This window comes from Desulfobacter postgatei 2ac9 (assembly GCF_000233695.2).
Classification (GTDB): domain Bacteria; phylum Desulfobacterota; class Desulfobacteria; order Desulfobacterales; family Desulfobacteraceae; genus Desulfobacter; species Desulfobacter postgatei.
The window spans coordinates 2,548,681-2,562,022 of record NZ_CM001488.1 but is presented as its reverse complement, the minus strand read 5'-3'; the positions used below and the strand labels follow the sequence as shown (position 1 = coordinate 2,562,022).

General features: G+C 44.4%; 15 protein-coding genes. 4 read left to right on the top strand and 11 right to left on the bottom strand.

Annotated elements, in window-relative coordinates:
* Positions 1-184: 184 nt before the first annotated feature.
* From DESPODRAFT_RS11650 to DESPODRAFT_RS11630, 5 genes are all read right to left on the bottom strand, one after another.
* Positions 185-1,807 (bottom strand): RHS repeat domain-containing protein, encoded by a 1,623-nt coding sequence (locus tag DESPODRAFT_RS11650; protein ID WP_040015960.1) that lies wholly within the window; start codon positions 1,805-1,807, stop codon positions 185-187.
* Between the two features lie 44 nt (positions 1,808-1,851).
* Entirely contained in the window at positions 1,852-2,457 is a 606-nt protein-coding gene (locus DESPODRAFT_RS11645) for an IS630 family transposase (RefSeq protein ID WP_040016018.1), read from the bottom strand.
* 81 nt (positions 2,458-2,538) lie between these two features.
* Positions 2,539-3,945: a hypothetical protein gene (locus DESPODRAFT_RS11640; protein WP_040016342.1), complete on the bottom strand. Its 1,407-nt coding sequence runs from the start codon at positions 3,943-3,945 to the stop codon at positions 2,539-2,541.
* A gap of 187 nt (positions 3,946-4,132) precedes the next feature.
* Complete coding sequence (locus tag DESPODRAFT_RS11635) at positions 4,133-4,549, bottom strand: helix-turn-helix domain-containing protein (RefSeq protein WP_040015959.1); 417 nt, start codon at positions 4,547-4,549, stop codon at positions 4,133-4,135.
* A 305-nt stretch (positions 4,550-4,854) separates the two neighbouring features.
* On the bottom strand, positions 4,855-6,066 hold the full coding sequence (locus DESPODRAFT_RS11630; RefSeq protein ID WP_040015958.1) for a PEP-CTERM sorting domain-containing protein: 1,212 nt from the start codon (positions 6,064-6,066) through the stop codon (positions 4,855-4,857).
* Between the two features lie 51 nt (positions 6,067-6,117).
* On the opposite strand from DESPODRAFT_RS11630, the gene DESPODRAFT_RS21110 reads away from it, so the two are divergent.
* Entirely contained in the window at positions 6,118-6,420 is a 303-nt protein-coding gene (locus DESPODRAFT_RS21110; protein WP_004073701.1) for a hypothetical protein, read from the top strand.
* A 24-nt stretch (positions 6,421-6,444) separates the two neighbouring features.
* Here the strand turns inward: DESPODRAFT_RS21110 and DESPODRAFT_RS11620 are convergent, their stop codons facing one another.
* The 6 genes from DESPODRAFT_RS11620 to DESPODRAFT_RS20630 form a co-directional block, all read right to left on the bottom strand.
* A complete protein-coding gene (locus tag DESPODRAFT_RS11620; RefSeq protein ID WP_004073700.1) occupies positions 6,445-6,927 on the bottom strand; it encodes a PilZ domain-containing protein in 483 nt (160 codons plus the stop codon).
* A 158-nt stretch (positions 6,928-7,085) separates the two neighbouring features.
* Positions 7,086-7,892, bottom strand: coding sequence for an OmpA/MotB family protein (locus DESPODRAFT_RS11615; RefSeq protein WP_004073698.1), 807 nt, complete (start codon positions 7,890-7,892; stop codon positions 7,086-7,088).
* A gap of 28 nt (positions 7,893-7,920) precedes the next feature.
* Positions 7,921-8,682, bottom strand: a complete 762-nt coding sequence (locus DESPODRAFT_RS11610) for a motility protein A (protein ID WP_004073697.1) — start codon at positions 8,680-8,682, stop codon at positions 7,921-7,923.
* A 5-nt stretch (positions 8,683-8,687) separates the two neighbouring features.
* Positions 8,688-10,055, bottom strand: a complete 1,368-nt coding sequence (locus DESPODRAFT_RS11605) for an HD-GYP domain-containing protein (protein ID WP_004073696.1) — start codon at positions 10,053-10,055, stop codon at positions 8,688-8,690.
* A 25-nt stretch (positions 10,056-10,080) separates the two neighbouring features.
* Positions 10,081-10,632 carry an HD domain-containing protein gene (locus DESPODRAFT_RS11600; protein ID WP_004073695.1) on the bottom strand — a complete coding sequence of 184 codons (552 nt, stop codon included), beginning with the start codon at positions 10,630-10,632 and terminating at the stop codon, positions 10,081-10,083.
* A gap of 362 nt (positions 10,633-10,994) precedes the next feature.
* The gene (locus tag DESPODRAFT_RS20630; protein WP_216594001.1) at positions 10,995-11,132 is read right to left on the bottom strand and encodes a hypothetical protein; all 138 of its coding nucleotides are present in this window, start codon (positions 11,130-11,132) and stop codon (positions 10,995-10,997) included.
* Positions 11,133-11,377: 245 nt separating this feature from the next.
* On the opposite strand from DESPODRAFT_RS20630, the gene DESPODRAFT_RS11595 reads away from it, so the two are divergent.
* The 3 genes from DESPODRAFT_RS11595 (at position 11,378) to DESPODRAFT_RS21100 (ending at position 13,336) form a co-directional block, all read left to right on the top strand.
* Positions 11,378-11,812 carry a DMT family transporter gene (locus tag DESPODRAFT_RS11595; protein ID WP_083843628.1) on the top strand — a complete coding sequence of 145 codons (435 nt, stop codon included), beginning with the start codon at positions 11,378-11,380 and terminating at the stop codon, positions 11,810-11,812.
* A gap of 117 nt (positions 11,813-11,929) precedes the next feature.
* Positions 11,930-12,409, top strand: coding sequence for a hypothetical protein (locus DESPODRAFT_RS21105; protein WP_245531903.1), 480 nt, complete (start codon positions 11,930-11,932; stop codon positions 12,407-12,409).
* A gap of 81 nt (positions 12,410-12,490) precedes the next feature.
* Positions 12,491-13,336 carry a hypothetical protein gene (locus DESPODRAFT_RS21100; RefSeq protein ID WP_004070694.1) on the top strand — a complete coding sequence of 282 codons (846 nt, stop codon included), beginning with the start codon at positions 12,491-12,493 and terminating at the stop codon, positions 13,334-13,336.
* Positions 13,337-13,342: the final 6 nt, after the last annotated feature.

The window sequence follows — 13,342 nt, the reverse complement described above, 5'->3', positions numbered from 1 at the left end:
AATTGAATACACCGCATGGTTTTACACAAAAGCGGATAGCCTTTCAGCGAGGTAGGGTGGGCACGCTTTTTGTGCCCACCAGTTGTCCTTGAGCCCCTCTGATTTATCGTTCAGGCCCAAGATGTTATACATACAAATGGTGGGCAACGCTGCGCTTTTGCCCACCCTACCTGGATTCACGTGGCTAAAAATCAGTTTTTGGAGCCCTCCCGCATATGAAATCGCATGTTTTTTCTTTAGCTCCGAATTGTGCTCCACCAACGGCAATAATCTCGACTGCGCCAGCTTGCGTTGGAATACGTATGGTTAGCGTTAGGCTTCCCTTCGCAACAAATTGAAGTAGATAAACTCGCCTGTCATCCTTACATTTTTTCGGGCAGTTGTCTTCTTGCGTAGCAAGTAGTGGTACAGCTGAAAAACCCGCATCTCCTTTAACCTCAATTACTTTACCTATTTGAGTTTGAGGCACACTTACTGAAAATTCAAGCTTTCCAGAAGGCCCTCTTATCCAAGTATTTGCTTCGCCATCGAACTGGCAGCAACATCCCTTAACCTTCGTCTCTTTTCCTTCCACCCACTTTGTCTTTGTGCACCTAATATCCGGGTTTTCTTTGATAAGCATGCACGCAGCTATAGCTGAATTACCCGCGTCAAGAATGAGACTTTCCCATTTCTCTGGAAGGACTAACTTCTCAAAAAAATTGGTCAGACTCTTGATTGCCTTAATAGTGAAATCGCCCAAACCTACACAGCATTTTGATAAGTTTCCGAAAGGATCAACCAAATTTTTTGAGTTTGATCTTGTGTACTCATAGAGATTCATCCCATCCACATACCCCAACACATCCCTCTGCAAAAATCTTCCCTTCTCACAGTCATAGTAGCGTGCCCGGTAATAATAAAGTCCGATTTCCTCATCCAACTCCCGCCCGGTGAACATATACGGATTGTCGATGGCACTGTGCGGTATGTTCCAAGCATTCGGCGGCACGGGATTATTCGCCCCATCGGTAATCGTGACGCAACCGTAAGCGTCATAGGTATAACGTTCAACTACATTGGCAAGACTATCGGTAATAGCGGCGACGGACCACAGGGCGTTCTGGTGGTAGTAATAAAGCTGCCCTCCCCGGCTCATGACCAGCACTTCGTCGATGTAGTTACCGTAGATGTATTCGGCCTGGGTTGCGGCCAGGGTACTCTGTTCCTCGATCACCCGGGCGTCGTCATAGAAGTAAAGGGTTTCAGTGACCGTGCCGGTGGGGCTGGCCTGTTTGTCGACCCGGCGGCCGAGGGCGTCATATTGGTAGATGCCGACGATCTGGCTGTCCGACCTACGGGTGACGCGCTGCAATCGATTTTCTTCGTCGTACACGTAGGTGTAGCGTTCATCTTCGATGACGTTGCCGTTGTCGTCGTAATCAAGCGACACCCCGCCAATGGCGGTCAGTTCATTGACCATGTTGTGGGTACGGCTCTGGGTGGTTCCGTCCGTGGTTTTGCTGTCCCAGTTGCCGAGGCAATCGAGATCATAGGCGGTCTGGGTCATGGGCACAGAAACCGTGGAGCCGGACAGAGTCCCAACCTTGTAGTCGATCAGGCGGTAACTATTGTCGTACTGATACGCCTCGGAAAGGTTGGTGTTATGCTGTTTTTCCTCGAACTTCTTGTTCCCTTCCTTGTCGTAGTCGTGCCCGAAACCGGCGATGAGCGTCGCACCGACGGTATGCTCAAGTTGAGTAATCCAGTTGTTGGCATTGTAAGTGTAATCTGCAGTGACGCCGTTCTCGTACTGGCGGGTCTGCACCCGGTTACCGAGGTCATAAGTACATGGACAAATATAAATCCAGGTTAAGAAAACGAAATTGTAAATTCCTTACCGACGCTTGCCAATATATTATTCAACTCAGTTTTCAAAAATTCAAATCCTTTATAAGCAGATGTTGATAGCCAAAAGTACTTGATATGTTTCCATAAAATTTCAATCAGATTCAACTCCGGTGAATATTTGGGGATAAAGTATAGAAAAAGGCCTCTTTCTTCCCATGTCCCAATTTGAGATTTAAAAATGGCGCTGTGATGTATTGGAGCATTATCCAGAACAACAATGGTTCTTTTTGTTATGTAACGTGAAAACGCATCAAAGCAGGCGGTTACAATATCTGAAGTAACTGAGCAGTCAAAAACGCAAGGAAAGAAATCATTTTGCTTATTCAAGAATCCCAACACATTGATTCTTGAGGTTTTTCCACTCGGAAGCAAAAGCTGCTCATCCTCATCTTGCCAGGCATATGGAATCTCAGGCACGCCGGTAAAGCCAGATTCATCAAAATAATACAAGTCAATGATATTTGCCTGATCTTCATCTTTCAAGATTTCAATTTCCTTTTGCGCTTCCCTGAACTCGTTCTCATTGCGTTTGCTTTTGAGAGATTTCCGTCCTCGACACCAACGCAGTTTTTTTTATAATCCGTTTCACTCGATGATCCAGTTTTTAAAAATTGACATGGAACGTATCTACCAGTTATTATCCCCATGTTAACAGAATGCTTTATATTTTAATGATGGGGAGGATTGATAATTTCCCCAAGGTTTTAGATTCATGTGTTTTTTGGAATCATTTGACTTTACAAAATGCTCTTTTAAAAATACCGAGATCTGCTTGAAATGGGATTCTGGGTCATCACTGTGAATGATTTGTTCGACAAAGGATAAGATGCTGTCAACTTTGACGATATCACATAGGCTGCCAACAGTTTTTGCGGGCAGTTTGTTATTTATCGAGGCCACTTGGTCCGGATGAAGGAGGAGACAATGATCAACCAACAGGCTCAGGGTCAAACTTCTGTAAGACCCATCTTTACCAGGTTGTTTGGTCAAATTTCCCCACCCTTCATTACCCTTGTGGTCTTGAATAAAAACCTCTACTAACCATCTGAGTGTAAAAGCATCTATTATATCAGCATATCGCCAGGTCAGGTCCGAAGCGACAAGGTACCGATAGTCCTCTTCTCCAGTGTATTTTATTGCAATGACAAATCGTTTTTTTCTATGGGCACACACATGTATTCTGGCACTTTTAATAAGTACAACAACCCCTTTGCCTCCGCGTATATGTATGGTTTTTTGAATCGGTTGAATATTTTCAAAATATTTTTCCACTGATTTTTTACTGTTTTTGAATGAAATATTTTGATTGTACCTTATTTGACTAATGACTTGAGCGCTTCCTGCAATTTTTGAAGCTTCATCCATGAACTCAGCATTACCATACAAGGCATCTGCAACAATTGCTTCTATTTTTATTTCAGGGTGTTGCTGTACAAAGGTTTTTAAAATAGCTATAGAAATACTTGAAATAGTTGGATATTCATCTGATCGCACCGGCTTTTTCGAGCGTTTTGATTTTGGTACTCCAGCCTTTTTTAACCTTTTATCCTCCTTGACCCATTCGCTGATTTTTGGATCAGGAACATGAAAGGCGTAGCCTATTGGAATGGTTATTTTCGGTGTTACCAATACCAAAAATACCAAACTTTGCCCCATGCAAAAACCGCCTGTTGATTTGTCTTTTATTTTGTTGGCGCCAAAAATTTTTGTTGTGCATTTACTGCGCTTTTTATCGGAATCATCAATACTGACAACGCCTTTGGTGATACCATATACTTTGAAAATAATTTTGAGACTGAAGTGGAACAGATGCTCCCAAGCAATTTTAGAATGGCGAAACATCCAGGAAAGTGCTGTTTTTTTATACCGTCCTATGCTGATACGGGAAAAAGCAGTCCAATTGATGCTGTTGGTTAAAATGATTCCAGTGATGCAGAAACCCAGCCAGAATTTTTGTGATTTACTTAAGGTCATCCCAGGGGAAGACTCTGTTAACTCAGTATTCAGTGACTCGGTATAATTTTCAACAAACGGCAACAGCTTCTCTATTAACACATCCGCCTCATTTATTATTTTCAGGAATGAAGCGATATAGCGCAATAGAACCCTTGTATTCAAGTAAAACTTATTTTATCCTGCTCATTGGAGGCTGGCCAACCGATGGGTGAGATATCAGCTGGAATAGTTGGTATTATACCATCGACTTGACCAGCCTTTACATTTTCCAATATTGTGACATTGTCTAATCCCAAAAAACTGGATCATCGAGTTTCAGGGTTTTTACGCTGACTTTTTTACCAAATTTTTCCTGTATTTCAGTAATGGCACTTTTAAGTTGTCTTGGATTTTTCTTCACAATATCAATAACTTCATCATGCATCTCACTATGGATCAGCGGCGTTCTTCCAGAACGTGGTTTATCAATTAAAGAGTCAAATTGATATTTTTCCCATCCATCAATCCACTTCGAAACTGTTTCCTGAGTGGTCAAACATATTTGTGAAATCTGACTGATACTATACCCAGAGTTGCTCAATCGGATTGCTTGAGCCCTGAGTTTAGTACGGTTTGACTCTTCATCCGAAAATTCAATAAGTGACAGCCATTTTAATGCCAACGGCTCAATTGGAGAAATAAATTTTTTACCCGTACGTCTCATCTGATATCCTTGCTATGCAAATTTAAAAAAACAATGATTTGTTGCAAAGCAAGATTATACAGGAATTATATTTGTCCACCTACTTAGGTCAGGGTAACAATGTTGTTATTCCGGTCTTTGACAGTAGTCAAGCGGTAAACTGGGCCACCGACCATGAAAGGTGTATCGGGTATCAGGGCAAAATTAAAAATGGTGTCGTCTTTTTGGGTTAGGGTGAAGGTGCCGTCAAGGTTCTGGACCAATGTTTCAAAATAGCCTTTTGTTGGCGTAAACGTACCGCCTGGTCCGCGCGTATATTTGCTGGTTCAGCCATTGCCGTCCATACGGAACATATGGCCGCGCTGGCTGAAAAGAAACATATTGTAAGAGTGGGTCCAGCCGTACCCCAGAACCGTATCCACCATGGCCCAGGAGGCATCAGCATCAAAACTGTTATAGGTCAGATCAAGATCAATTGTTGCGCCGGCACTGCTTCCAATGGAGATGACATTGTATTGTTCCCGAAGATTGCCCTCAGTGCTGCTCAAGGAACTGCCACCAGAAAATTGTGTGTCAGGTCCCCGGGTTTCTTCACAGTCACAGTCACAGTCACAGGCGCAAGGTTTTCCCCCACCAATGTACCGGGCTTGAGCAGAACCTGCAAAGACAACCACGAAGAGGGTTATGAGCAGCAAAATCAGGAAAGTACCCATTGTGCTTAATCGCGTCCTTGCTGTGCAAATGACATTTTTACGCCTGATAATCCCCAGCGCACAGAGTCCTCCAAAAAACAACAGGATTCCTGTTGACGGTTCCGGTACAGTGGCTGCTTCTGATTCTGAATCTGTTTCCATATAAAGGAAATAACCCGTGTCAAATTCAAGGGATACGGTCGTGGACAGGGTTTCTGAAATAGATCTTGCATCACTGTCAGAAGGGCCGATGTGAAGAAAATCCTGGAAAAAAAGAACAGGAGAACCGTCCAACTCCATCCCGAAAATAACTTCAGTATCGGCAAAAAGCCCACAGCAGTCAGTGAAAACCGACATGTCTCCACCCAAATCTACTGAAAATTCCACATCAACGGTTCCTATGCCGCCAGTGATCATAAAACTATTAAAAGCCGCACCCCGACCCAGGGCTGCTGCACTCCTTTGATCACAGCCCGGAATATTGACATTACTTGAAGCATCTCCAGCAACACTCAAATCTGGCGGGAGAACAAATGGGTCTGGTCCCGAGACTGCTCCCTGGCCCTCTGCAAAAGAGACAACAGCATTTGCTTTTGCGCTACCGTCGTAATCATAATCAGGGTCATAATCAAAGTCAGATTCTCCCAGGCTGTTATGTGCTTCAGCAAAAGCATCCAGGAACCAGAAATCGAACAATACAACACTACCGCTGGTTGGAAAAATCTGAAGGTTGGAAAAAGCAAGATTACTTGTGGCGATTGCCGTTGCCGTGACTTTCTGGGGTAAAAATAATAAAAATCCGCAGAAAAGAACCAGAATAAATTTGTGGAAATTCATGTGTTTCATTTCTCCTCCTTAATTTTAAGGATGTGGAAAGGAATTAATAAGGGACGCGTTATGTATGATCACTCGATCGATTTTGGCTTCAAGCCACTGGCTGATGAAATTATTTCCACCAAGAGAGACTATGCAAAAAGCCATGGAAAAACGTTACGGGATATGAACATGCTGACATCAGAAGATATTTTTGACTGTAAATTATGCGGCCAGTGCTGCAAAGGATTTGGCGGCACCTATGTGGATGAAAAGGATATCATGGCAAACGCCTGCCCAGGTATGAAAAAAGGCCTCCCACCCGAGGATATTTCACGTATAGCTGCCATGGAAAAAGAAAAACTTGATCGGGATTTTAACCGTTAATCAGACTCAAATCGCAGCCGGGCATCACTTCTTCTGGGAAAAATAAAACAAAAAATACTTTCCCAGATCGTCAAAATGATCGGTATCCTCGAATTCGCAGCCAAGGCTGTATTCGGAAAAGGCTTTCCTGATCCGTATACGCTTACGAACCTCGGAGCGGTTTGGATTATCCAGGGTAAACTTGACCTCAGCCATGCTCTCCTCTTTGATAAGGGCCTTTTCCAGAGTTTTAAACTGGATGCCATTGTGAGAGAGGTCCGTAATTACCCCGGGGAACTGCTTCCGGTTCTGGGTCAGCACCCCTTTAAAGTTCACTTCCTTGCGTATGCCCCGTCGTCTTTCTAATATCACGCTGAAAATATGCCCGCACTTGCACTTGTATTTCAACTGGACTTTGGCCTTGTGCCTGATGAATTTGGACACGTCCCTGGTGGAGCAGTTTCCGCATGCTTCACAGACAAAGGTGGCCGCAAGCTCCGAGGATACGAAGATCTTTGGTATCGTCATTCTTTATCATTTCACCAAATTGTTTGTATAATTGCTCCGTTGTGGTCCAATAGGACTTGCAACGAAAATAATAATTATAAGACAGGATCGTCAGTTTTTCAAGAACCAAAAGACAGCTTTGAATCCAATGAAGAGATCGGATAAAATAACGCGTTTTTTTATTTCTTATACATGTCTTCGAACTGGCGGGCGATACTGTCACGCTCATAAACAATCTCCACCCGCCGGTTCTGGGTCCGCCCCTGTGCCGTATCATTGGTGGCCACGGGATGATACTGGGCATAGCCTTCGGCAGAAATATAAAAAGGGGGTACCCCGTTGGCTACCAGCAGGCGCGCAACAGTAGACGCCCTGGCCGAAGACAGTTCCCAGTTGGAGGGATAAATGGATGACGTAATGGGCTCGGAATCGGTATGCCCCCGGACCTTTACATGATAGGCAAGCTTTGACAAGACCGCCGCCACTTTTTCAAGAATTTCCAACCCCTTTGGCGATAGCTGTGTGCCGCCTGCTGAAAAAAGCAGCAGGTCGGACATGGTGATGACCACACCGGCATCGGTTTTAGTAACACTGACCTCCCCGCCCAGTTTATTGAAAAGAACCAGTTCCCTGACTTCAGAAACAATGTCATCCATCTCTTTTTCAATCATGCCGCCGAGCTCATCAACCGACGGACTCTCCTCTGTTTTTTCCGAAGGCACCGGATGCATGATCAATCCCTCCCGGGTACCCGATTCAGGCACAGACTGGGTACCCAGGGCACTTCTCAAGGATGTAACCAGTTCTTTGTAGGTCTCCTGCTGGGTGGTACTCATGGCGAATAAAAGAACAAAAAAGCACATCAAAAGCGTTACCAGGTCCGCAAAGGTTGCCATCCATGCCGGCGCACCTTCGGTGACATTGATAATTTCTTCCTTAACGACCTTTTGTTTTCCGCTACCTGAATTTTCGCCGTTTTCACCCATGCGTTTATCCTTTTACTTCAACCCAATATTACTTCTTCTTTTCTTTGGCACCATCCCCTAAATATACCTTGAGCTTGTCTTCCATAAGTTTTGGATGTTCGCCTTCCCGGATGGATAAAATGCCCTCGTAAACGATATTCATATTAGTAATTTCTTCTTCGGTACGCCCTTTGAGCTTATCGCTCATGGGAATGAAAAAAAGGTTGGCCATAATGGCCCCGTAAAATGTAGTAATCATGGCAACCGCCATTTTCGGGCCAATGGTTGAAGGGTCATCCAGATTGGCCAGCATCTGTACAAGACCGATCAGCGTGCCAATCATGCCGAATGCCGGGGCATATGCAGCCATGCTGGCAAAAATGGCCGAACCGGTATCCAGGTTCTTTTTGGTCAATTCCATCTTCTTTTCCATAATCTGCCCGATATCTTCGGTCTTAACCCCGTCCACGGTCATCTGCAGGGCCTGCGCCAGATAGGGATCCGAAGTGCTCTGAATATCGCCTTCAATGGATAGCAACCCCCCTTTTCTGGCCTTGTTGGATATTTCCGTAAGATTGGATATAATATCCTCGGCTTTTTCAATCTTGAACATGAACACCTTGATGGCGGTTTTAAACATGCCTATAACATCCCCCAATGGGAAACCGATCATGGTTGCGGCAATGGTCCCCCCCACAACAATAAGAATAGAGGGGATATTGATAAACATACTGATGGGACCGCCCAGAAGAATGGTGCCCAGAATGAACCCAATCCCGGAAACAGCACCGATTATTGAAGAAATATCCATTCGTTTCAGACCTTTATATAAACAGTTTCGTCTACAGGATATGCCCTGTGATATTGTATTATTTTATCAATGGCCTGCTGGGTCAGGGTCTGCCCGGCAGGCAGCAGTTTGGTGCCGGTCTGGGTGAACAGCGTGGCACTGAGAACCATGCCCGGTTTCAGCTGTTCCACGCCGACGCCACGGACCTTGAGCATATCACCGCCCAAATGCAGCACCGCATACTTCTCAAGCCATCCGGCAACCAACGGATCAAGACGGGTGCCGATTAAGGGCTCAAGTCCTGAAAGCAAATCCTGGATGCCAAAGGCGCCGTTGTTCTCCCTGAGGGTCTCCAGTTCATCCGCGGCAGCCAGAATTCTTGATGTCAAAGGGATATGCTGACGTTTCAAGCCATCAGGATATCCTGTGCCGTCCACGTTTTCGTTCAAAGACCGGATAATGGCTGCCGGCCGCTCAAATCCCCGGCAATGGCTGAGCAATTCAGCACCTTTAACCGGAAACTGCACTATCATCGTTTGATCATATGTTGTGAGAAAATTGTCGGAACGTTGCGCTGCTTCTTCTCCACCGGACACGCTTTCGCAGATATAATCCTTTGAAAGGAAAAGAAGTCCTGTTTCGTGAAGCATACCAGCTGTTGACATATCCTCCAACTGTTTTTCAGACAGGCCCATCTGCGCTGCCACAAAACAGGCAATCTTTCCCACGCGCTCGCCATGGCCGCGATTAAGCTCCACCCGCTGACGAATTAACGTGTAAAGAATGTAACCGAATCCTTCCATATCCTCAGCCATCTGTGTCCTGATATCCAAAAGACTCTGTTTTAAACGCCTACGCTCTTCGGACATCTGCTGAATCTGCTTCAACGCAATATTTAAATTGCTTTTATCCTCAAGCAGCTCATCTTTGACTTCTTTTAATTCCCTTTTAAATCTATCCAGATATCTAAAGGATTTTTCAAGGGAACCAGTCTTGGAAAAAAGCGCCTGTTCAAGATGGAGCTTATCTAGTACGCTTTTGGCCTTAACTTCAATCTCCCGGGTATCCAGAGGCCAGTCCAACACCTGATCCGCACCCGATTCCATAAGACTTAATCGGACACTTTTCTTTATTTCTTCAGGTACGATAACAAAAAGTGCCGGAGAAAATCTAAAATTATGACTACGGAAGGAATCAAACCATGAGCGGACCTTTTCCGGGCCGATCTCATTGTCATGGACAAAGGGATCCATCAACACAACATCCGATCGATGTTTCTGGAATTTTATCGCATCAGGCGTATTGACACATGTAAGGGAAAGATGCGGCGTTGCAGATGCAAGCTCCCGGGGACACCGGAGACCCACATATAAAATGGAAAGGCGCAAAGCCATAAATCAAAAGATACCTGTATCTTGTCTATTCCGAATATCCACGGGTCCACCATTCATCCCAGCGTGTGCCAAGAATCTCCCGGGCAAGCTGTTTACCCGTATCTGTCCTAAGGCGGTCGACCACAAAGGGCAGCCAGGATTCAGGGGAGGTGGCACCAAGGTCTTTTAATTTTTTAAGTTCAAGCATCAAGGAGAGCTGATCCGCGTCATTGGCCAGTTGGGCTTCCCGGGTTTCTCCTTGGTTGAATTCCTCTATAAGCTCGGAAATATTTTTTGCCCATTCAAGGCCGTGAATCAAATCTGATACCGCATGGGGTTCGTCCACGGTGTTATATTGTTTATGCACATAATTCAAATCACCTGTCCGGGCTTCGGCCGCATCGTGGACCAGGGCCATGGAAATAAGCTTTTCGGCATCCACACCCGGTTCAAGGCGGGCCATGACAAAGCACAAGAAAGCTGTGGAAAAGCAGTGTTCAGCAATACTTTCTTCTCCGGCACCCAGAAAAGCGTACCCGGTCCGGTTCAGGTCTTTGAGCATACGTACTTCAAACAGAAGATCAGCTATCCGTGTCATTTCAGATCCATTTTATGTGATTTAGGCAACAAATATTGAATTGACAGGTTATAGAACATTCGCTCAAATAAAGTCAAGATTTACACCACCAAACGCGGCAATGACACCGAATCGGGTTACGACGTAAGAACAGTGCCGGATACCGTACCGCTGGCAGCGGGTCGGTTCACTCTTCTTCATAGGGAATCGACAAAGCGCCACGACCGTGGTTGAATAGTCAACCCAGGCTATTCACGCTGACGATATCGTCACTTAAAAGTAAGAGACCCGTCGTCACACCTGCTCCCAGGTCATCCTCAGGATTTCCTGGCAGGTTGTATGTCCGCCAAGCATTTTTTCTATCCGGTTTTCACGTAAAGGAATCAGACCGTGTTCACGGGCAGCACTGCGCATGTGACCAAGGTTTGCTTTCTGGTTGTCAACTGCTTTATCCTCCGGGTATAGGCAAGGATTTCATAAATCCCGGTCCGGCCACTGTAGCCGGTATTTCTGCATTTCATACATCTCTTGCCATGCTTCAGCTTCAAGGGGCACAACACCTTAACCAGGGATATTTTTCACCTTGACTTTTCATACCTTCCGGCACAAATTAACCCTCTAAACTTGGTAACAGGCCTGAAACCCTGACGTTTTTTGCATGAAAGTATCAATAACCTATTGAATTACCATCATGTTCTGTTGTGGGTTGGGCCTGGGTATTGATAGACCCGATCGGCCCATGGCCGTTATTCAGAGACAAATAGTTATGACATACCTCAAACTTTTATTGACCGCTTTTTTCTGGGGCGGCACCTTCATTGCCGGCAAAGGCCTGGCAGGTCATGTACACCCCTTTTGTGCGGCATTTTTAAGATTCTCCATTGCGTCATTTTTTCTGGTCATACTGGTGATAAGGCAGGAGGGGAGGCTGCCCAGGCTTTATGGGCGGGATGTGCTTCTGGTTCTTGTTTCCGGTTCAACCGGCATTTTTGCATATAATTTATTTTTCTTTTCCGGCCTGACCATGATCAACGCAAACCGGGCCGCTCTGATTATTGCCACCAACCCCATATTCATAAGTCTTTTCTCAGCATTAATCTTTAACTCGATGATCCAGTTTTTTGGGATTAGACAATGTCACAATATTGGAAAATGTAAAGGCTGGTCAAGTCGATGGTATAATACCAACTATTCCAGCTGATATCTCACCCATCGGTTGGCCAGCCTCCAATGAGCAGGATAAAATAAGTTTTACTTGAATACAAGGGTTCTATTGCGCTATATCGCTTCATTCCTGAAAATAATAAATGAGGCGGATGTGTTAATAGAGAAGCTGTTGCCGTTTGTTGAAAATTATACCGAGTCACTGAATACTGAGTTAACAGAGTCTTCCCCTGGGATGACCTTAAGTAAATCACAAAAATTCTGGCTGGGTTTCTGCATCACTGGAATCATTTTAACCAACAGCATCAATTGGACTGCTTTTTCCCGTATCAGCATAGGACGGTATAAAAAAACAGCACTTTCCTGGATGTTTCGCCATTCTAAAATTGCTTGGGAGCATCTGTTCCACTTCAGTCTCAAAATTATTTTCAAAGTATATGGTATCACCAAAGGCGTTGTCAGTATTGATGATTCCGATAAAAAGCGCAGTAAATGCACAACAAAAATTTTTGGCGTCCAACAAAATAAAAGACAAATCAACAGGCGGTTTTTGCATGGGGCAAAGTTTGGTATTTTTGGTATTGGTAACACCGAAAATAACCATTCCAATAGGCTACGCCTTTCATGTTCCTGATCCAAAAATCAGCGAATGGGTCAAGGAGGATAAAAGGTTAAAAAGGCTGGAGTACCAAAATCAAAACGCTCGAAAAAGCCGGTGCGATCAGATGAATATCCAACTATTTCAAGTATTTCTATAGCTCTTTTAAAAACCTTTGTACAGCAACACCCTGAAATAAAAATAGAAGCAATTGTTGCAGATGCCTTGTATGGTAATGCTGAGTTCATGGATGAAGCTTCAAAAATTGCAGGAAGCGCTCAAGTCATTAGTCAAATAAGGTACAATCAAAATATTTCATTCAAAAACAGTAAAAAATCAGTGGAAAAATATTTTGAAAATATTCAACCGATTCAAAAAACCATACATATACGCGGAGGCAAAGGGGTTGTTGTACTTATTAAAAGTGCCAGAATACATGTGTGTGCCCATAGAAAAAAACGATTTGTCATTGCAATAAAATACACTGGAGAAGAGGACTATCGGTACCTTGTCGCTTCGGACCTGACCTGGCGATATGCTGATATAATAGATGCTTTTACACTCAGATGGTTAGTAGAGGTTTTTATTCAAGACCACAAGGGTAATGAAGGGTGGGGAAATTTGACCAAACAACCTGGTAAAGATGGGTCTTACAGAAGTTTGACCCTGAGCCTGTTGGTTGATCATTGTCTCCTCCTTCATCCGGACCAAGTGGCCTCGATAAATAACAAACTGCCCGCAAAAACTGTTGGCAGCCTATGTGATATCGTCAAAGTTGACAGCATCTTATCCTTTGTCGAACAAATCATTCACAGTGATGACCCAGAATCCCATTTCAAGCAGATCTCGGTATTTTTAAAAGAGCATTTTGTAAAGTCAAATGATTCCAAAAAACACATGAATCTAAAACCTTGGGGAAATTATCAATCCTCCCCATCATTAAAATATAAAGCATTCTGTTAACATGGG

Bases quoted from the DNA above. Each gene is read 5' to 3' on its own strand.
- DESPODRAFT_RS11635 (WP_040015959.1), bottom strand. From the start codon at position 4,549: ATGAGACGTACGGGTAAAAAATTTATTTCTCCAATTGAGCCGTTGGCA.
- DESPODRAFT_RS11630 (WP_040015958.1), bottom strand. From the start codon at position 6,066: ATGAAACACATGAATTTCCACAAATTTATTCTGGTTCTTTTCTGCGGA.
- DESPODRAFT_RS21110 (WP_004073701.1), top strand. From the start codon at position 6,118: ATGTATGATCACTCGATCGATTTTGGCTTCAAGCCACTGGCTGATGAA.
- DESPODRAFT_RS11620 (WP_004073700.1), bottom strand. From the start codon at position 6,927: ATGACGATACCAAAGATCTTCGTATCCTCGGAGCTTGCGGCCACCTTT.
- DESPODRAFT_RS11615 (WP_004073698.1), bottom strand. From the start codon at position 7,892: ATGGGTGAAAACGGCGAAAATTCAGGTAGCGGAAAACAAAAGGTCGTT.
- DESPODRAFT_RS11610 (WP_004073697.1), bottom strand. From the start codon at position 8,682: ATGGATATTTCTTCAATAATCGGTGCTGTTTCCGGGATTGGGTTCATT.
- DESPODRAFT_RS11605 (WP_004073696.1), bottom strand. From the start codon at position 10,055: ATGGCTTTGCGCCTTTCCATTTTATATGTGGGTCTCCGGTGTCCCCGG.
- DESPODRAFT_RS11600 (WP_004073695.1), bottom strand. From the start codon at position 10,632: ATGACACGGATAGCTGATCTTCTGTTTGAAGTACGTATGCTCAAAGAC.
- DESPODRAFT_RS20630 (WP_216594001.1), bottom strand. From the start codon at position 11,132: ATGAAATGCAGAAATACCGGCTACAGTGGCCGGACCGGGATTTATGAA.
- DESPODRAFT_RS11595 (WP_083843628.1), top strand. From the start codon at position 11,378: ATGACATACCTCAAACTTTTATTGACCGCTTTTTTCTGGGGCGGCACC.